Annotated in this window: 15 protein-coding genes and 1 pseudogene; 11 read left to right on the top strand and 5 right to left on the bottom strand. The window is 52.1% G+C overall.

What is annotated here, in order from left to right:
- Positions 1 to 83 precede the first annotated feature (83 nt).
- Complete coding sequence (locus AWJ19_RS13365; RefSeq protein ID WP_068724387.1) at positions 84 to 977, top strand: hypothetical protein; 894 nt, start codon at positions 84 to 86, stop codon at positions 975 to 977.
- Positions 978 to 1,126: 149 nt separating this feature from the next.
- Here the strand turns inward: AWJ19_RS13365 and AWJ19_RS13360 are convergent, their stop codons facing one another.
- The gene (locus tag AWJ19_RS13360; protein ID WP_068724385.1) at positions 1,127 to 2,317 is read right to left on the bottom strand and encodes an ROK family protein; all 1,191 of its coding nucleotides are present in this window, start codon (positions 2,315 to 2,317) and stop codon (positions 1,127 to 1,129) included.
- A gap of 219 nt (positions 2,318 to 2,536) precedes the next feature.
- On the opposite strand from AWJ19_RS13360, the gene AWJ19_RS13355 reads away from it, so the two are divergent.
- Complete coding sequence (locus AWJ19_RS13355; RefSeq protein ID WP_068724383.1) at positions 2,537 to 4,294, top strand: methyl-accepting chemotaxis protein; 1,758 nt, start codon at positions 2,537 to 2,539, stop codon at positions 4,292 to 4,294.
- Positions 4,295 to 4,351: 57 nt separating this feature from the next.
- Here AWJ19_RS13355 and AWJ19_RS13350 read toward each other — a convergent pair whose 3' ends face one another.
- The gene (locus AWJ19_RS13350) at positions 4,352 to 5,371 is read right to left on the bottom strand and encodes a LacI family DNA-binding transcriptional regulator (RefSeq protein ID WP_068724380.1); all 1,020 of its coding nucleotides are present in this window, start codon (positions 5,369 to 5,371) and stop codon (positions 4,352 to 4,354) included.
- A gap of 261 nt (positions 5,372 to 5,632) precedes the next feature.
- On the opposite strand from AWJ19_RS13350, the gene AWJ19_RS13345 reads away from it, so the two are divergent.
- The 3 genes from AWJ19_RS13345 to AWJ19_RS13335 all read left to right on the top strand — a co-directional run bounded on the left by AWJ19_RS13345 (position 5,633) and on the right by AWJ19_RS13335 (position 9,575).
- Positions 5,633 to 7,114, top strand: coding sequence for a DUF5605 domain-containing protein (locus AWJ19_RS13345; RefSeq protein ID WP_068724378.1), 1,482 nt, complete (start codon positions 5,633 to 5,635; stop codon positions 7,112 to 7,114).
- 121 nt (positions 7,115 to 7,235) lie between these two features.
- A complete protein-coding gene (locus AWJ19_RS13340) occupies positions 7,236 to 7,892 on the top strand; it encodes a hypothetical protein (protein WP_068724377.1) in 657 nt (218 codons plus the stop codon).
- Between the two features lie 60 nt (positions 7,893 to 7,952).
- Entirely contained in the window at positions 7,953 to 9,575 is a 1,623-nt protein-coding gene (locus AWJ19_RS13335; protein ID WP_068724375.1) for a cellulase family glycosylhydrolase, read from the top strand.
- A 108-nt stretch (positions 9,576 to 9,683) separates the two neighbouring features.
- On the opposite strand, the gene AWJ19_RS13330 is transcribed toward AWJ19_RS13335, so the two are convergent.
- The gene (locus tag AWJ19_RS13330) at positions 9,684 to 10,220 is read right to left on the bottom strand and encodes a flavin reductase family protein (protein WP_068724373.1); all 537 of its coding nucleotides are present in this window, start codon (positions 10,218 to 10,220) and stop codon (positions 9,684 to 9,686) included.
- A 98-nt stretch (positions 10,221 to 10,318) separates the two neighbouring features.
- Positions 10,319 to 11,500, bottom strand: a complete 1,182-nt coding sequence (gene hmpA, locus AWJ19_RS13325) for an NO-inducible flavohemoprotein (RefSeq protein WP_068724603.1) — start codon at positions 11,498 to 11,500, stop codon at positions 10,319 to 10,321.
- 153 nt (positions 11,501 to 11,653) lie between these two features.
- Between hmpA and AWJ19_RS13320 the strand changes: the two genes are divergently transcribed.
- Complete coding sequence (locus tag AWJ19_RS13320) at positions 11,654 to 12,148, top strand: Rrf2 family transcriptional regulator (protein WP_068724371.1); 495 nt, start codon at positions 11,654 to 11,656, stop codon at positions 12,146 to 12,148.
- Here the strand turns inward: AWJ19_RS13320 and AWJ19_RS13315 are convergent.
- The gene (locus AWJ19_RS13315; protein ID WP_068724369.1) at positions 12,096 to 12,515 is read right to left on the bottom strand and encodes a hypothetical protein; all 420 of its coding nucleotides are present in this window, start codon (positions 12,513 to 12,515) and stop codon (positions 12,096 to 12,098) included. The genes AWJ19_RS13320 and AWJ19_RS13315 overlap by 53 nt on opposite strands.
- 319 nt (positions 12,516 to 12,834) lie before the next feature.
- Between AWJ19_RS13315 and AWJ19_RS13310 the strand changes: the two genes are divergently transcribed.
- The 5 genes and pseudogenes from AWJ19_RS13310 to AWJ19_RS13290 all read left to right on the top strand — a co-directional run bounded on the left by AWJ19_RS13310 (position 12,835) and on the right by AWJ19_RS13290 (position 19,818).
- Positions 12,835 to 16,509, top strand: coding sequence for a nitrate reductase subunit alpha (locus AWJ19_RS13310; RefSeq protein WP_068724367.1), 3,675 nt, complete (start codon positions 12,835 to 12,837; stop codon positions 16,507 to 16,509).
- Positions 16,499 to 18,070 carry a nitrate reductase subunit beta gene (gene narH, locus AWJ19_RS13305; RefSeq protein WP_068724366.1) on the top strand — a complete coding sequence of 524 codons (1,572 nt, stop codon included), beginning with the start codon at positions 16,499 to 16,501 and terminating at the stop codon, positions 18,068 to 18,070. Before AWJ19_RS13310 ends, narH begins: the two co-directional genes overlap by 11 nt.
- Positions 18,063 to 18,628 (top strand): annotated as a pseudogene (narJ, locus tag AWJ19_RS13300) (nitrate reductase molybdenum cofactor assembly chaperone). The gene narH and the pseudogene narJ overlap by 8 nt, the downstream one beginning before the upstream one ends.
- A complete protein-coding gene (gene narI, locus AWJ19_RS13295; RefSeq protein WP_068724364.1) occupies positions 18,625 to 19,311 on the top strand; it encodes a respiratory nitrate reductase subunit gamma in 687 nt (228 codons plus the stop codon). The pseudogene narJ and the gene narI overlap by 4 nt, the downstream one beginning before the upstream one ends.
- A gap of 48 nt (positions 19,312 to 19,359) precedes the next feature.
- A complete protein-coding gene (locus AWJ19_RS13290; protein ID WP_068724362.1) occupies positions 19,360 to 19,818 on the top strand; it encodes a GAF domain-containing protein in 459 nt (152 codons plus the stop codon).
- The last annotated feature ends 30 nt before the right edge of the window (positions 19,819 to 19,848 follow it).

Here is a 19,848-nt window from a genome sequence, read left to right as displayed (position 1 = left end):
TGACCTGGTGCCATTTACCAGTCTTCTGCCGGCAAAATAATGTTATGGTAGAGGGTAGCAATGGATACGAGGTGATAAGTTGTATGACTAAGAAACACTGTTTGTTCTGTGATGCTATTGTTCCGATCGAACGGGAAGGGGAATATGACCGTTATCTGGATTGCTCCTGCTCTCCGGCCGGGTTCTATTTCCTCCACAAGGACAGCTATGATGTGATTAATGCGCTGCCGCACGCTGCCAAGCGGGATCTGCTGCATGTTGTCTCAGGCTACATCAGGGAAAAGACCGATTGTGGCGAGCAAGTCTATCTTTCTTCCGGTGATCTGGATTCAATAGCGGGCAGTCCCAAAACCCCGGTAACGATTGAGGATAAAGGAAACCGGCTGCTGCAGTTCCTGTACCGGAACTCTGAATCTCCGGGAGACCCGGTTACGATTCATCCGCTGTCTGCCAGCTATAACCTGACCTATTCCCCTAACCTGCAGGAATTGGTATATATCATAGACAAGCTTGGAAGCGAGCAGCTGCTCATCCGGGAAGGGATGAATTTTCGACTCACGCAGCAGGGCTGGAATGAAGCCGCCGCAAGTGCGGGCGGCAAGAAATTAAAGCCCTGCTCCGTGCTTCTTCCCGCTAATGATGAGCTTACTGCCATGTGGCAGGAAAATTTACTGACCACAATAGGCCAATACGGTTATCTGCCGTCTGTGCTCAATCATCCGGCGGCGAATGTCAGCGGGCAGTATCCTCTGGAGCAGCTTGCCGATAGCAAATTGATCATTGCTGATTTAACAGGCCGCTCAGCCGGTGTCTATTTCGCAGCAGGCTATGCGCTTGGGCTGGGCATACCGGTAATCTGGACCGTACACAGCAGCGGAGCTGCCCAGCTTGATGTCCAGCTGCACGACATCCGTCCGCTGGTCTGGGATACGGCAGATGAGCTGGCTGTACTGATCAGGCAAAAACTCACTAAATAGTGGATGATTTATAGTTTAACTGCCTGAATTTATGCAAAACAGCCTGTACCGGATTATTGATCCGGTACAGGCTGTTTCATTGTGTAGCGTCACCGACTAGTGAAATCATAAATCCATTTATGATGTAGTCGAGGAGGTCATAGCAGCTTTTAATTCAGTTCCCATTCGTGAAGCAGCATAATTGCCGCACCTGTTGCCACTGCTTCATCCGTAAGTGCACCCTGCGTGAAGACGGGACTGTACTCGGGATAGCGGTACGTATTCTTCTTAGCAACTTCTACGGCTGTCTGAAACACCAGCGGGTCAGCACTGATCAGCGGACCGCCGAGAATGACATATTCGGGATGGAAGGTATTGATCAGGTTGGCCAGTCCGATGCCGAGATAACGGGCCGTTTCGGTAAACTGCTCCTTAACGAGCGGATCACCCTGTGACAGGGCATCGAGCAGTACGGTGAAATTAACTCGCTCCGGAGGGAGTGCCGACAGGAGGCTGCTCCGGCCGCTGCTTAGCTGGCTGCGGACCCGCTCCTCAAGCGAAGGTACCGATACAAAGGCTTCAAGAGCACCATAGTTCCCCTTATCCCTCAGCCGTGGACCTCCGGTCCGGATGATCATCTGTCCCACCGCTCCTTCTGTGTCGACGGCACCGCGGATGATTTTGCCGCCGGACATCAGTCCGGAACGGATGTTGGCTCCGGCATGCACATAGAGCGCGTGCTCGACATTTTCCCCCCGGAAGGCCCAATGTTCGCCGATTAACGCCGTGTTGGCGCCATTGTCCAGCTTGGCCGGAATTCCCAGTCGCGCAGTCAGCATCTCACATACCGGTACGTTCTTCCAGGAAGGGGAGGGGAAGAGCTCCGGCTCCAGAATCACCCCGTTCTTCTGATCCAGCGGACCCACCGCACCAACGCCGATCCCCAGCACCTGCTGTGATGAAATCCCCTCCTTGGCCATAAAGACATCCGCAGCTTTACCGACAAGATCCACCAGGCGTTCAGGCGTCATCCCGGCATCCATTTCCCAGCGTGCCAGAGATAAAGTCTTGAGATGAAGATCATATAGTCCAAGCTTGGAGTACAGTCTGGATATTTCAAGCCCGAGCAGATAGCGGTGTCCGGGGTTAGTCTGGAACAGAACCGGCTTCCTTCCGCCGGTAGAGCTGCCGAAGCCGGAGGCGATAATCAGTCCCTGTGAAATCATGTCTTCCAGCAGCCGGGTCAGACTGCTGCTGGCCACGGCAAAATGCTGTAATAAATCAGCCTTCGAAACGGTACCATGCTCGAAAATCCGGTCATATACCTGTTTTTTTATAGAAGGAGCTGAATGAGTAATCATATGTATTCATTCTCCATTTCCAAGTCGAATAGTCGGGTTATTTTAAGTATAGCGGCAGCATTCCGTTTTTTCCAGAGTAGATGCGGTAATTTCTGTATGGAAAAAAGGATTTTCATAAAAGTTGTCGAAAATTTCCGTTAGAGGGACTTTTGTCATTGCCAACTCGGCAAATCCCCACTACAACAAACGCAACTGACATGCGCGAAAGGGAAGGCTTCTATGTTTGCTTTTATCCGAAAAAGTCTGATTGCCCGGATTCTCTGTGTGACAACAGCAGTTATTCTGGGGATCACGGCAGGTAATCTCGCCATCCAATGGGTGAATACCGGGACAGCCGTTCAAGGAACCATCAGCAGCTACAACATGAACATCGCCAGCCATTATGTAACACAGCTCGATGCCGGACGCTACAGTGATTTTCTGGCCGACCCGCAGGAGTCGGAACTCTACTGGTCGCTGCGGGATGAACTGGACCAGTTCCGGACATCCATCGGAGCCCGGTATGTCTATTTCGTGAAAATTGATGAAGCCGGTCAGCCGCTGCTGATGATTGACGGCAGACCGCCTGGCGACCCGCTGGCATCCCCGATCAATGAAGAAACGGATATGCCGGATACTGCAGTCAAGTCCGTTCTTGCAGGGAATAATGCCAGCTCTGAGCTGATCAAGAATCCTGAATACGGAGATTACATATCCGCCTTTGTCCCGGTCAAAAATGAACAGGGTGCGCTCATCGGGGCGCTGGGAATCGATACGGATGTCACTGTGGTCAGTTCACTGACCCGGGATGTGCTGCTCCAGAGTTTGCCGCTCTACCTTATTATTCTTGCTGTCTCCCTGGTTGCACTTGGCGTTATCGCCTGGTTCATCACCCGTTCCTTGCGTCCGCTGCATACGATAACTGCAGGTGCGGGGGCGATGGCCGGCGGGGATCTGGCGGAGGCTTCCCGGATTCTGCACGGACGGCCGGTCAAATCCCGGGATGAGATCGGAACCGCCTATCAGGCGATGCTCAAAATGTCAGGTGAATTGAATATCCGGGTTAAAGGTATGGTCTCAAATGTATCAACAGCCTCTGATAACCTGTACGGTACCTCAGAGACCTTCGCCAAGAATGCTGATGATGTGCTGCGGATGAGTGAAACGGTGAACGTAAAGATCGGAGAGATATACTCCGGAGCAAGCACGCAGACGGAAGGAGCGCAGAGCAGTGCGCTGGCAATGGATGAGATGGCTCAGGGAATCTCCCGGATTTCTGCAGCTTCCGCTTCTGTATCGGAGACTGCCGTCCAGGCCCTGGATAAGGTAAATACCTCCCAGACCGCCATGTCCCGGATGAGCCGGCAAATGGAATCCATTGCTGAATCAACAGACGAGACGATGAATATGGCTGTACTTCTTCAGGGCTATACTGCTGAAATTGAAGGTGCTCTGGCGGCAATCAGACAGTTCGCCGACCAGACGAAGCTTCTGGCTCTCAATGCTTCGATAGAAGCAGCCCGGGCGGGAGAACACGGACGGGGATTCACCGTCGTTGCCGGCGAGGTGCGCAAGCTTGCGGAAGGCTCTGCCTCGGCAGTGGAGCGTGTTGCAGACTTGCTGATACATATCGGAACAGTGTCCTCCGGCATAAGCACGCAGATGACGGAGGCTTCAAGAGAAGTAGGTGAGGGTGTTCGAATGTCCGCTGGTGCAGAGGAAGCCCTGGTGCTTGCAGCAGCCGCATTCCGGGAAGTGGCGGAACAGATCGTAGATGTATCTGCAACAGCAGAAGAGCTGTCTGCTGGTTCAGAGGAGGTAGCCGCCACTGTTGGCAGCATGGCTATGATTGCCGGCGGGGTTACCGAGCAGACCCGCCAGATCCGCGAGCTTACCGATCTTCAGCTGGAGAAGATAAGGGAGGTATACGAAGCCTCAAGAGTAATCAGTGTGAGTACAAGCGATATGCGTCAGGCGATCCTGCAGGTCAGGGTTTAACACAATCGGCTGCATTAATCCTAAATACAGGATAATGCAGCCGTTTTTGTATGGTGTTCAGCAGGATTTACGGACGACCAGCTCGGTATTGACCTGAATCTGAACATGTTCAAGCCCGTCACCGCTTATTTTCTTCAGCAGCAGATCAATCGCTGATTTGGCGAGTACATCCTTTCTAACATGAATGGTTGTCAGCTCAGGACTAATGATTCTCGCTTCTGTGATATCATCAAACCCGATAACCGCTACCTGCTCCGGAACCCGGATCTGCAATTCCTGAAGCGACTTAATGACACTGATCGCAATATAGTCATTCTCGCAAAACAGTGCAGTCGGCACAGCGGGCATCGCGGATACCGCCTCCATGAACAGCTCCTGGGAGACAACCAGAGTCGGATCAACTGCCACTGTCGGCATGTCCCCGAGGGAAAGCCCACCTTCCTGCAGTCCAGCCAGAAACCCTTCCTTACGCTGCTCAAAGTTCACTACCCGGATTATTGACTCCACATATCCTATATGGCGATGGCCCGAAGCAAGCAGGTGCCTGGCAGCCTGATAGCCGCCCATAAAATTGTTAATGGAGACGAAGCTGGCATTAATCTGCCTGAAGCTGGTATCCAAAACTACAGTGCAGGGATGAATAGATTTGAGTCTATCTATGAGGCTGGCAGGCAGATTGGTTCCAAGCAGCATCAGTCCCGCGGAGGGCTGCTCCTTTTCCATGTTTTCAATTTCCGGCTGCAGCTGCTGCATTTCCAGGGCGGAGATGACAAGGCTGTACCCTGCTTGTATCGCGGCATCCGTAACATGATGAATCAGTTCATTGAAGAATGGCTGGGATTCGTAGTGTTCCGTTACAATGCCGGTGTTTTTGCAGGCGACAAACCGCAGTACGTTATTGTTTTTTGGCTGAGGGGATTTATTCCCTGTCAAGGTTCTTGGCATATATCCATGGCTGCGTGAGATGTCGAGAATATGCCGGCGGGTTGCTTCGCTGATTCCCGGTTTATTATTAAAGGCCAGAGATACGGCTGATTTGGATACACCGGCAAGCCTGGCGATATCGTCAATTTTCATAGGGATCACTCCAACTAAGGGATTGGCTAAAGTATAGCATGTATATAGAAAAAGTTCACTAAAACTAAACTAAATTAAAGTATTAGTTTAGTTGAAAATCCTATTATATTTTCGTTGACCTATTGAAATATCAGTGCTAATATCCACTTGTAAGCGCTTAGTTTGAATGTATTTGGGAAAGTTTATATAAACTAACCTAAACTAAATTTATCAGCAATGAAATTGTGCGGGTTGAAGATTCTCTAGGGGAGGAATGGCATTATGACATTCAATGACAACGCAAAGGCAGATTTTAAGGTATCTGGAGAGACCGGACAATGGGGATTGTTTGAGATTAGTCTTCAGGGGCCCTCATCCGGAAATCCGTTTACCGAAATTTCGCTTGGTGCAGAGTTTATGTCTGCCGAACGAACTGTGAGCATGGCCGGCTTCTATGATGGCGGCGGGGGTTATTACATCCGTTTTATGCCGGATATGCAGGGGCAATGGAGCTTTAGGACTTTCAGCAACGTGAAGGAAATGGATGGAATTACAGGCTCGTTTCTGTGTGTTGAACCTGTTCCGGGTAACCGCGGGCCAGTTTCGGTAAAGGACACCTTTCATTTCAGCTATGCGGACGGTACCCCTTATGTCCCCGTAGGAACAACCTGTTATGCCTGGACTCACCAGGGGAGAGAGCTGGAAGAACAGACGCTGGATACGCTAAAGTCTGCCCCGTTCAATAAAATACGCATGTGCGTCTTTCCGAAATCGTATCTGTACAACAGTAATGAACCCGAGCTGTATCCGTTCGCAGGCTCATTACAGGAAGGCTGGGATTATGACAGCCTGAATCCGTTGTTCTTCCGCCATCTTGAAGAGCGTATTGCCGATCTCGGCCGGCTGGGCATTGAGGCGGATATGATCCTGTTCCATCCTTATGACCGCTGGGGTTATGCTGAAATGCCGCCGGAAACTGATGACTTGTATCTCCGGTATGTTACGGCTCGTTTGTCGGCTTTTCACAATGTCTGGTGGTCCCTTGCCAACGAATACGATCTGATGCGGAGCAAGCAGCCGGAAGACTGGGAACGCTACGCGGCAATCATTACAGCCGGTGATCCGGCCGGCCACCTGATCTCCAACCATAACTGCGGAGCCTTTTATGATTACAGCAAACCCTGGGTCACTCATTGCAGTATCCAGCGGGTGGATGTTTATAAAACCGCCGAATCGACAACAGAATGGCGTAACCGGTGGAATAAGCCGGTTGTTATTGATGAATGTGCATATGAAGGGGATGTGGATCAGGGCTGGGGCAATATTAACGGGGAAGAGCTGACCCGGCGCTTCTGGGAAGGGGCTGTCCGCGGCGGGTATGTGGGGCATGGGGAGACATACCTGGATCCTGAGGAGATATTGTGGTGGTCAAAAGGCGGCAGACTGAACGGGACCAGTCCGGAGCGGATAGGGTTTTTGCGAAAGATTATAGAAGAAAGTCCGGGCAGCAGGCTTGATCCGCTTCCATCCGCCTGGGATGTGCCCTGTGCAGGTGTTGAGCACCGGTATTATTTATATTATTTCGGTTTTAACCGTCCGAGATTCCGCAATTTCGAGCTTGAGCCCGGTGTACGCTATGCCGCCGAAGTGATTGACACGTGGAATATGTCAGTTGAACGGCTGCCCGGCACATATGAAGGCTCATTCCGGATCGACCTTCCTGGCAGATCCTATATGGCTGTCAGATTGATCAGGGCTGATTAAAGCCTAAAGAGGCTGAAGCTGCATGCAATAGGTCCCCTTCTAGTCATCGGGCTATGTTATAGTAAAGGTTGGGGACCTTCAGGCACAGAATTAGCTACTTTCAAAACAGAGGTGAGTTTCGTTGACGATTTTACGCAAGATTTACAGGGGAATCTGGAAAGAGGGGCAGGCAGCAGCAGGTCTGCAGGCATTGCAGGAAGACATCCGGGCTAAACAGCTTGTACAGGACGGGGTGCTTATGACGGCAGCAGCTTTTTCCTGGCAAAATAATGTCTTTCTGTATTATGAGTGCATCAGCGAACCGGTTGAACCGGTGGATGTGGCCGGCGCTGCCGGGCAATATCTGATTGACTGGGAAGGTGAAGCGGCTCCGCGGAAGTGGATCGAGATGATTGATGTCTTTCACTTCAATGAACCGGCGGGTTATGAGCATTGGCTGCGTAAAGCGGCAGTTGAGCGGCGCGGCGGAAGAGTAGCTCACCTGAAACGGGAAAAGGTCGCAAGCTATATTTACTATCACTACCAGCTGCAGGAGGAGCGGGCGTTCCACGGCAATAAATACGATATTATCGCCATGCATGAGAATCTGCTGTTCGGCTATCAGGAATTTCCGTCCGTAGTCGAGGAGCCTGTAGTTCCGGGGCGGCTTAGCACGAAAGGGACCCCGGTGCCGTGGGAGGATTCGCGGATGGATCTGCATTTCCAGCCCTGGGAGGACGACGGTTATTTGTACTTTAAGCCTGTTGAGACAGTATTCGCCTATTACATAGAAAACTAAACCGCAGGTGTATTTATTGTAACCGCTTCAAATAATGCTGCAGGAGGACGGCCGGGACAGATGAATGAGAAAATGAGCAGATCGCGAGTTAACGGATTTCTAAAGGCTGAAGGCAGAACGGTGGTAAACGGCGAGGGTGAAGAGATATTGCTCACCGGCTGGGGGCTTGGCAACTGGCTGCTGCCGGAAGGGTATATGTGGACAACCGACGGCAACAGCCGGTTTGACCGGCCGTCGCGGATCGAGGCTGTGATCCGTGAATTAACGGGAACGAAATACGCGGAGCAGTTCTGGACGGAATTTCGTAACAGCTACATTACCAGGGAAGACATCAGGCTGATGGCAGAGCAGGGATACAATTCCGTGCGGATTCCGATCAACTGGCGTATTCTGATGGAGGATGAGCCGGGAATTGTCTGGAAGGAGGACGGGTTTCGGCTCATTGACCGCTGCCTGGACTGGTGTGAGGAGTTTAAGATATATGCCTTTCTGGATCTGCACGGTGCTCCGGGAGGCCAGACGGGTGCTAATATCGATGATTCTGTTGATGATGTGCCGCGGTTGTTCACAGATGAGGACAGCTGGAATAAGGGGCTTGCGCTGTGGAGACAGCTCGCTGAACGGTACAAGGACCGCTGGATTGTCGGCGGCTATGATCTGCTGAACGAACCGATCAAGACACCTTCTGTCGGACAGGATTTTGACTATCTGGTTCCCAAGCTGGTCCAGTTCTACGAGGAGTCGGTTGCAGCCATCCGGGCTGTGGATGATAAGCATCTGCTGTCTATTGAAGGGCATCACTGGGCGACGGATACAAGTATTTTCCACAAAAAATATGATGACAATATGATCATTCATTTCCACAGATATGCCTGCTACCCGGATCTTAGCTCCTTCAAGGAATTCCTTGAAGTGTCCGCGAGATTGGATGCGCCGCTGTGGCTGGGGGAGAGCGGTGAGAATCTGAATGAATGGTACACCGCCATCTATCCGCTGGCTGCTGAACTAAATATCGGCTACAACCTATGGCCGTGGAAAAAGATGGACAACACCAACTCTCCGTATTCTGTGAATCTGCCGCAAGGCTGGAATCTTCTGATGGACTACACCAGAGGGGGCACCCATCCAGGTTATGAGCAGGCTTGTGCAATTCTGGAGCAGTATTTGGAGAACATCAGGGTTGAAAACTGCCGGTATAATGCTGAAGTAACGGACGCAGTATTCAGGACGCCGGGCTGTACCGTCCGGGCAACGGATTTTGATCAGCTGCCGGGCCAAGGAGAGTCTTACAGCGGACTGCGCGATCAAGGAAACCCATTCAAATACAGGTCAGGAACCGGCATGCATATAGTAGAGGGGATACAAAGGGGAGACTTGACCAAACGTTTCTTCTTCGATATTTTGTGGTACCGGTTCCTGCTTGAGCTGGAGGCAGGAGAGTTCGCCGCTTATACGATTAACGATACGCGGGACGACAGCAATGTCTCCTTCGTCTACAGCTGCACTGAGCCTGCGGCTGTAGCTCTTTTTCAGGATGGGCGGGAAATAGCATCATTGACGCTGCAGTCAGGTGAACATAAGCAGACTGCTCCGGCGGTAGGCTTGGCGGCTGCCGGCACTTCCAAGTTAAAAATTGCTGTTAAGTCAGGGGCAGTGAGGCTGGACCGGATTATTTTTAGATAAATAAAACAAACAAGCAGCGCTTCTCCGGCATCCGGGGAGGCGCTGCTGTGCGCTGGAACGTTACATTTAAGTATGGTGCTGCTGCTGTAAGTAACGCATATGGGCAGCCTATTGCATAAACCGGAAGCTCTTTTGCCGGCCGTCTCCGAAATAGAGAATGTTGTCGAGCTCCGAAGCCTGCAGCCCGCCTTCCTCATTCAGTACATTTCCTGCAACATAACGGCCCTTGATCTTGGCCAGAATGTTGGTAATTCCCTTAAACTGGTCATGCTCAATAACATGGATCAAAGTGCATTCAATGGCAATCATGCATTCCCGGATAACGGGTGCATTGACCGTGTGCGCCTGCTCATGCGTCAGATCCACGTGGTCAAATTTGCTGAGCTCTTGTCCGGAATGTGCGCCGCAGTAAGTGATGGCATCCAACAGCGAACGGCCGGGAATATTGATTACGAAATCCCGCACCGCCTTGATCTGGTTAACGGCATAGCCTTTGCTGCTGAAGCCCAGCATCATCATGTCCTTCAGTGAATAGGAAGAGGAGATAGGCGTCACATTCGGTTTGCCATCCGCATCATAAAAGCTGACCAGAATAACCGGGAACCCGTAGTACATTTTCTCATAATCAACAGCTACCTTTTCCATTTGTGCAATCCTCCTGAATATGTATACCGCACAATGCGGCTTCTATACCAAAGGATAGCGCAAGCCGGAAAGGTGCAAGGGTGACCAGACGCACAAACTTAGCTGTTCTGTAATTGTAGAGCCGGACCAAAGAACTCGTAATGAATCTGCTCTTCCTTCATTCCAAGCTTAATCAGCTCGCGGATCATGGCTTCCATGAAAGGAACAGGGCCGCACACATAGGCTTCACCGGTCACATCCACATAGCTTTTCAGGATTTCGCCTGTAATTACACCGTCAGGCCCACCGGAGAGGAAGGTCTTGGTCTTGGCGTTGCTCATAGCGGCTGCGTATTTCTCAACATCCTGGCGGAAAGCTGCGAGGGCTTCATTGCGAGCAGAATGCAGGAAGACTACCGGCCGGTCCGGTGTGGTATTAGCAACCGTTTCCAACATGCTCATCATCGGAGTGATGCCTACGCCGCCGGAGATGAACGCTACAGGTGTGGTTTTGGAGACATCGAGCATGAATTCACCTGCAGGGGCGCTGAGCTCAACAGTGTCGCCTTCGTTGACCTGATTGTGCAGGTAGACGGACACAACCCCATTCGGATCGTTCGCTTCCTCGCGTTTTACGGAGATGCGGAATTCGTCCGCTTTTGGAGCCTGGGACAGACTGTACTGACGGATCATGGTGTATTTCTCGCCTGGAATTAACACGCGAACAGAAATATACTGGCCCGGCTTGTAGTCCGGAACATTCGAGCCGTCCGCAGGCTTCAGATAGAAGGAGGTAATATTGCCGCTCTCCTGCACTTTACGGGCAACGGTGAAGGGTTTGAAGAAATTCCAGCCGTTTTCCTGCTCGCGGGCTTCTTTATACATGCTGTCCTCAACACCGATGAAAGCATCTGCGATAACGCCATATGCTTCTTCCCAGGCCTGCAGAATTTCAGGTGTAGCGGCATCGCCAAGCACTTCCTTGATCGCTTTCAGCAAAAATTCACCGACGATCGGATAATGCTCCGGCTTGATGCCGAGACTGACATGCTTGTGGGCGATTTGGACTACCGCCGGCAGAATGTTCTCCAGGTTATCAATGTGTACGGCTGCGGCATACACTGCGTTCGCGAGTGCGGCCTGCTGACGGCCCTGTGCCTGGTTGGCATGGTTAAATACATTCAATAGTTCCGGGTGGGCTTCGAACAAATTCCGGTAAAAAACGGTTGTTATGGTTGTCCCGTGCTCTGCCAATACCGGCGCTGTCGACTTAACAATGTCACGTGTGTGTTGTGATAAAATAATGTTCATCCCCTCTCAATTAATCCAAAATTAATATATACCGAATTTTAATTAAAAGATATATTTAAAATACCACTTTAACAAAATAGACAATTTTATTAAAATTATTTGTAATAAATATCACTTACTATGCATGTGGTTTGGAGGCTGGTTATGAGGCTGACTTTATATACAGATTACTCTTTGCGGATACTTTTGTATCTTGGAGCGAAGGAGCGGAAAGAGCTGTCAAAGATTCAAGGGATTTCGGATGCTTATCAAATCTCGAAGAATCATCTGATGAAGGTTTCCCATGAACTGGGCAAGGCAGGTTTCATCGAAACGGTTAGGGGAAGGGGAGGCGGGATCCGCCTCGCACTGGCACCCGGAGACATTAACATCGGGGAGGTCGTCCGGAGGATGGAAGACGATCTGTATCTCGTCGAATGCTTCCATCCTTCAGGCGGTCATTGTCCGATCTCTCCGGTGTGCGGGCTGAAAGGCGTGCTGGGCAAGGCGCTCAAAGCTTACCTGCAGGTACTGGATGAATATACGCTGCAGGATTTGCTTATAAACAAAGATGATTTGCGGGCTCTTCTGGTGCAGCCGGAGCAGGTTATGCCTCCCCGAACAGCAGACGTTCCTCATCCCGGCTATGAACAGCATTAACAACCAGCAGAGCGTGAAACTGATGAAGCACCTCCGGTGTGAGCCCTTCCCGGGCCAGCCGGGCTTTGGTGTCCCTGACAATAATCCTCAATATTTCATGATCACGGGTCAGCCGGATTACTGCGTTATGCAGGTCCGGCTGCTTCGCTTCCATTTCCTGATAGAAGCCGTCTTCCTCCGCATCGGCGTGACTTAGAATCCGCGTCTCCCAGTATTCAAGCAGATGCTCGGCCGCCTGGCGGGCCACCTCGAATTCTTTTGCCTCAAGCAGCTCCTCAACTTCTTCAGTTTTGCCGATTGCACCGGACAGACCGCCCTCATGAATGGCATGATGGGCATGCAGCTGGCGTAATGAAGGTCCTCCCATGTCGTTCATCCTCTCCGTATTTTTGATCAGTATAGCATATCAGCTGGTAGTGAAATCCCCGGTAAGGTATTCCCCGTACAACAAAGAGGGAACTCCCTATGCGGGCTTCCGGCAGTGAAGAAAGAGGGCTATAGCAGCGCTTTTCCCGGTTTTGGGGAAGGCGTATTTGCCGTTTAAGCAGATCAAGGGATTTCCCGCGGCGCAATAGGTGTTTCCCTAATGGGACTGCCGGCCTCCAGATCCATAATGGTATTAATTGAATGATTGAATAGATTTGCGCTACCATGTCCTTCATTCTGCAAAGGAGTGTTCGTAACCGATGAAGAAGAAATTCGGCCTTAACTTTTTTAAACCGATTGAGAGCTATTCCGGAAAATGGTCCATTCTTGAAGAGAAAAATAGAGATTGGGAAAATATGTACCGCCAGCGCTGGTCTCACGATAAAGTCGTCCGCACTACTCACGGCGTTAACTGTACCGGCTCCTGCAGCTGGAAGGTATTCGTGAAGAACGGAATTATCACCTGGGAGAACCAGCAGATTGACTACCCTTCCTGCGGACCGGACATGCCGGAGTTTGAACCCCGCGGCTGTCCGCGCGGTGCGACCTTTTCGTGGTATGAGTACAGCCCGCTGCGTGTGAAATATCCCTATGTACGCGGCAAGCTGTGGAGGCTGTGGCAGGCGGCCCTGCAGGAGCACGGCAATTATGTCGATGCCTGGGCCAGTATTGTGGAAGATCCTGAGAAAGCCAGCCAGTATAAAAAAGCCCGTGGCAAAGGCGGACATATCCGCGTTAACTGGGACGATGCGCTTCATCTGATCTCGGCACAGCTGATCTATACGATCCGTAAATACGGACCGGACCGGATCGCCGGCTTTACGCCGATTCCGGCTATGTCGATGGTCAGCTATGCTTCCGGCGCACGCTTTATCTCCCTGCTTGGCGGCCAGATGCTGAGCTTCTATGACTGGTATGCCGATCTGCCGCCGGCTTCCCCGCAAATTTGGGGTGAGCAGACCGATGTGCCGGAGTCCTCTGACTGGTACAATTCCGGCTATCTGATCATGTGGGGCTCGAATGTCCCGCTGACACGGACACCGGATGCGCACTTTATGACTGAAGTCCGCTACAAGGGAACCAAGGTTGTCTCAGTCGCGCCTGACCTTGCAGAGAATGTGAAATTCGCCGACAACTGGCTGGCTCCGAACCCGGGAACAGATGCGGCAGTGGCCCAGGCCATGACGCATGTGATACTGAATGAATTCTACCAGGAGCGGCAGGAGCCGATGTTCCTGAACTATGCCAAGCAATATACAGATATGCCGTTCCTGATACTGCTCGATCCGCATGAGGACGTCTGGAAGGGCGGACGCTTCCTGCGGGCAAGCGACCTCGGGGACAGCACGCCGCATTCCGACTGGAAGCCGGTCATCTATGATGAGGCAGCCGGTAAGGTTATTGTCCCTAACGGCACGATGGGCCAGCGCTGGGAAGAAGGCAAGAAGTGGAACCTGATTCTTGAGAATGAAGACGGCAGCAAGATTGAACCGGCGCTGAGTATTGAAGGCCATGGCGAAGAATGGACGGAAATCGTATTCCCGTTCTTTGACAACTCGGGCAACGGCACATTCCGGCGGATGATTCCGGCCCGCAAAATGCGGCTGGCTGACGGAACGGAGCGCTATATAGCTACTGTCTACGATCTGATGCTTAGCCAGTACGGGATTGCCCGTACCAACAGCCCGCTTAACGCCAAAGATTACTATGACGAAGCTTCTCATTATACTCCGGCATGGCAGGAGAAAATTACGACAGTTAAAGCCAGCGTCGTGGTGCAGATTGCCCGCGAATTCGCCCAAAATGCCATTGATACGGGCGGCCGTTCCATGATTATCATGGGCGCCGGGATTAATCACTGGTTCAACAGTGATACCATCTACCGTTCGATTCTGAACCTGGTGGTCCTGACTGCTTCGCAGGGCGTTAACGGCGGCGGCTGGGCGCACTATGTCGGCCAGGAGAAATGCCGTCCGATCGAAGGCTGGTCTACTGTGGCTTTCGCGAAGGACTGGCAGGGCCCGGCGCGGCAGCAGAATGCGACCTCCTTCTTCTATTTCGCTACCGAGCAGTGGCGGTATGAAGAGAGCGGAACCGATTCGCTGAAATCGCCGACCGGCGGCGAGCTTGCTTACCAGCATCCGGCCGATTACAACGTGCTGGCTGCACGCCTCGGCTGGCTGCCGTCCTTCCCGCAGTTCAACAAGAACAGCCTGCTGTTCGCGGAAGAAGCGGCCCGGGAAGGCAAGAAATCCAACAGCGAGATCATCGGCCATGCGCTGGAGGAGATCAAATCGCGCAAAACCCGCTTTGCGGTGGAAGATCCGGGCGCACCGGAGAACTTCCCGCGTTCGCTCTTTATCTGGCGTTCCAATCTGATCTCGAGCTCGGCTAAAGGCCAGGAATACTTCATGAAGCATCTGCTCGGCGCTTCGGACGGCCTGCTTGCCGAGCCGAATGAGGAGCAGAAGCCGGAGGAAATCATCTGGCGCGAGGGTGTGGAAGGCAAGCTGGATCTGATGGTTGCGATGGATTTCCGGATGACCACAACTCCGCTCTATGCAGATATTGTACTGCCGGCGGCAACCTGGTACGAGAAAACAGATCTTTCATCGACCGACATGCATCCGTTCGTTCACCCGTTCAATCCGGCGGTCAATCCGCTGTGGGAATCGCGTTCGGACTGGGATATTTACCGCCAGCTGTCGGAAGTATTCTCCGAGATGGCTAAAACCCATCTGCCGGGCGTATACAAGGACATCGTTGCTTCACCGCTCGGTCATGATTCGATCAGTGAAATCTCCCAGCCGATGGGTCTGGTTAAAGACTGGGCCAAGGGCGAAGTGGAGGCCATTCCGGGCAAAACGATGCCGAACCTGAGCATTGTGGAACGTGACTACACCAAAATTCATGATAAATACATTTCCCTCGGACCAAATCTGGCAGTCGGCAAAGCCGGCGCACACGGCGTCAGCTTCTCGGTTGCTGAGGAATATGAGGAATTAAAGAAGCTTAGCGGCGTCTACTTTGACGAATCGATCAAGAACGGCCTGCCGAAGCTGCAAACCGCCCGCCAGGCTGCAGATACGATTCTGCATCTGTCCTCCGCGACCAACGGACGTGTATCCCAGAAGGCCTATGAATCGGCCGAGAAGGATCACGGGGTTCCGCTGAAGGACATTTCGGCAGACCGTGCAGCAGAGAAAATTACGTTCCAGAGCATCACTGCACAGCCGCGGGAGGTCATTCCGACCCCGGTGTTCAGCGGCTCGAACAAGCAGGGACGCCGGTATTCGCCGTTCACTACGAATATCGAACGTCTTGTGCCGTTCCGTACGCTGACCGGAAGACAGCATTTCTATATTGACCATGAAATTTTCCTGCAGTACGGGGAATCCCTGCCGGTATTTAAGCCGACATTGCCGCCGATGGTCTTCGGACCGCGTGACAAGGCAGTCAAGGGCGGCCAGGATTCGCTGGTGCTGAGATATTTGACGCCGCACGGCAAATGGAACATTCACTCCACCTATCAGGATAACCAGCATATGCTGACCCTGTTCCGCGGAGGTCCGACCGTATGGATTAACAATGAGGATGCTGCAGCCCATAACATTGCGGATAATGACTGGCTGGAAGTATACAACCGTAACGGGGTTGTTACTGCACGGGCGGTAGTCAGCCACCGGATGCCGAGAGGCACCATGTTCATGTACCATGCCCAGGACAAACATATTCAGGTTCCGGGGTCGGAGATTACCGATACCCGCGGCGGAAGCCATAATGCGCCTACACGGATTCATCTGAAGCCTACCCAGATGGTCGGCGGATACGCACAGCTCAGCTACGGTTTCAACTACTATGGCCCGATCGGCAACCAGCGTGATGTCTACGTAGCCGTACGCAAAATGAAGGAGGTTAACTGGCTTGAAAATTAAAGCGCAAGTTGCAATGGTAATGAATCTGGATAAATGCATCGGCTGTCATACCTGCAGCGTCACCTGCAAGACAACCTGGACGAACCGCAAGGGTGCGGAATACATGTGGTTCAACAACGTGGAAACGAAGCCCGGAATCGGCTATCCGAAGCGCTGGGAGGACCAGGAGCTTTACAAGGGCGGCTGGCAGCTGCGCAAAGGCAAGCTGGAGCTGAAGTCCGGCAACAAGCTGTCCAAGATCGCGCTCGGTAAAATCTTTTATAACCCGGACATGCCGGAAATGAAGGATTACTATGAGCCGTGGACATACAACTATGAGCATCTGACTAATGCAGGGGAGCAGAAGCATTCACCGGTAGCACGGGCCCATTCTGCAGTAACCGGTGAAAAAATGGACCTGGAGTGGGGCCCGAACTGGGAGGACGATCTGGCCGGTGCGCATGTCACCGGTCCGCTCGACCCGAACATCCAGAAAATCGAGGAAGAGATTAAATTCAACTTCGAGAAATCGTTTATGGTCTATCTGCCCCGCCTCTGCGAGCACTGTCTGAACCCGAGCTGCGTCGCCTCCTGTCCTTCAGGAGCGATGTACAAACGGGAAGAGGACGGCATCGTTCTGGTTGACCAGGAAGCCTGCCGCGGCTGGAGATACTGTATGACCGGCTGTCCGTACAAGAAGGTCTACTTCAACTGGCAGACCAACAAGGCGGAGAAATGCACCTTCTGCTTCCCGCGCGTGGAGGCAGGACTGCCGACAGTCTGCTCGGAGACCTGTACCGGCCGTATCCGCTATCTGGGTGTTCTGCTGTACGACGCCGACAAGGTGCTTGAAGCAGCTTCTACACCTGATGTGCAGGATCTGTACAAGGCGCAATGCGATTTGTTTATGAATCCGCATGATCCGGAGGTCATTGCCCAGGCCAGAAAAGACGGCATTTCAGAGGACTGGCTGGAAGCTGCCCAGAATTCACCGGTATACAAGCTGGCGATTGAGCACAAGCTGGCGTTCCCGCTGCATCCGGAATACCGGACGCTGCCGATGGTCTGGTATGTACCGCCGCTCAGCCCGATCATGAACTATTTCGAGGGCAAGGATTCTCTGAAGAATCCGGATATGATTTTCCCGGCGATTGAAGAAATGCGCACACCGATCCAATACCTGGCCAATATGCTGACCGCCGGAGATACACAGACTGTCAAAGAAGCCCTGCAGCGGATGGCGATGATGCGCTCTTACATGCGTGCCCAATCCTCCGGCCAGGAATTTGATCATAGCCGTCTGGACCGTGTCGGAATGACTGCCCAGCAGATGGAGCAGATGTACCGGCTGCTGGCGATCGCCAAATACGAGGACCGGTTCGTCATCCCGACCTCACACAAAGAGCAGCATATGAATCCATACCGCGCCCAAGGCTCAGCCGGTTATGGCAATGGAATGGGCGATATGGGCACCGGCTCCGGCTGTGACGGCTGTGGTGCCGCCAGCTCGATCTCCGAAAGCCTGAAGACCGGTAAAGACATGTACGAGGAGAATTTCTACGGGGGGATTTGGCGTGATTGATCTGACCAAATTGCACAGCTATAAGGAATCCTTCGGATATTTCGCCCTGCAGCTCATGTATCCCGAGAAGCTGGATTTTCATCCGGCTTTTCTGGAGGAGGCGTTCAGCCCGGATCATCCCGGTTACGGCCATGTGCATACCTACTGGACACAGATGCAGAGCTTCAGTCTGGAAGAAATTCAGGAGAGCTATGCGGCGACCTTTGATTTTCAGAAGGATTGTGCCTTATATATGACTTATTTCAAGTTTGAGGATGCCAAGAACGCGGACAAATGCTCGCTAAGCTGAAGCTCCTCTATGAAATGTTCGGGCTGGAAATGCCGGAAGGGGAGCTGCCTGATTTCCTGCCGCTGATGTGTGAATTTCTGTATGCTGCAGAGTGGCTGGATAACCCGGATGCCCCGGAGAACTTCCGGATGCTGATCGCGATCCTGGAGGATGGCACGTACCATCTGCTCAAGGCGCTTGAGAAAAACAACAGTCCCTATTTCCATCTGGTGAAGGGGCTGCGCGAAACATTTAAAGCTTGTGCTGAACAGGAGGCCCTGAGTCAATGAATATGTACGGTCAGTTTTTATGGGTCATTTTCCCCTATATGTGTCTGGTGGTCTTTATATTCGGACATATTTTCCGGTACCGCAAGGACCAGTTCAACTGGACAGCCAAATCCAGTGAGTTTATTGAGAAAAAGCAGCTGAAATTCGGCAGCATCCTGTTCCACCTCGGGATTATGCCGGTTATTCTCGGCCATATCGGGGGTCTTGCCGTCCCCAAATCGTGGCTGGAGGCCGTTGGTGTGAGCGATCACATGTACCATATCGGGGCGGTGTATATCGGCGGAATCTTCGGTTTTGCTACACTGGCCGGTATGCTGATTCTCACTTCGCGGCGCTTTACGATCAAGAATGTCCGCAGGCTCAGCAGCGCATCTGACCTGATTGTCAACTCGTTGCTTCTATTTATAGTATTCATGGGGATGTACTCCACTATTGTAACGAATGCTGTACAGCCGGAGTTTGACTACCGGGATACGATTTCCGTCTGGTTCCGCGGACTGTTCATGTTCCGTCCCGATCCTTCGCTGATGGCGGATGTGCCGTTTTCGTTCAAGCTGCATATCCTGTCGGGCTTTGCTATCTTTGCCTTCTGGCCGTTTACGCGGCTGGTCCATGTCTGGAGTGTTCCGTTGAATTATATAGGCAGAAGTTATATTCTATACAGAAGAAATAAAACGAATTAATGGAAAGAAGCCGCTGGTTCTTTCCCTGTTCAAATAGGAGTGGGAACGATGAAAAAGAAGGTGGATTACCAGGGGGAGCTTGACCGGATCCGCATGGCGCTCGGTTATGACTTCATCTCACTGGCGCTTGCTGAACCAGCGGAATATGATTATGTGATCCGCTGGAAGTACGCCTCGGGGAACACGAATGAACGGTACAAACGGATCGTTCTGCAATCAGGCAGAGGGATAGCCGGAATCGTGTTCAAGACCGGAAAACCGTTTCTGCTGCCTTCTGTAGAGAAAGACGTACAGCCTGATTCCTTATTTACTTATCCAATAACCAAAATGGAGAATCTGCGCAGCATCGCCGCTGTACCTATCTGGAATGATGCCCGTGTAGCCGGTGTGCTGCTGGGAGGATTCAGAGGTGAACGGCAGGTTACCCTTGAGATGGTGCAGGCTCTGGAAGCAACGGCGCGAAACGGGATTGGAGACTTGAACGGGAAGGAATTGTTGCTGAGTTGATTACACGCGGAAAAGATCTGACAAATCTTC

It is taken from the genome of Paenibacillus sp. DMB5 (assembly GCF_001517085.1).
In the GTDB taxonomy this organism is placed as follows: Bacteria; Bacillota; Bacilli; order Paenibacillales; family Paenibacillaceae; genus Paenibacillus_AQ.
The sequence above is the reverse complement of the archived record's forward strand: the minus strand, read 5'-3'. Positions and strand labels throughout refer to the sequence as shown.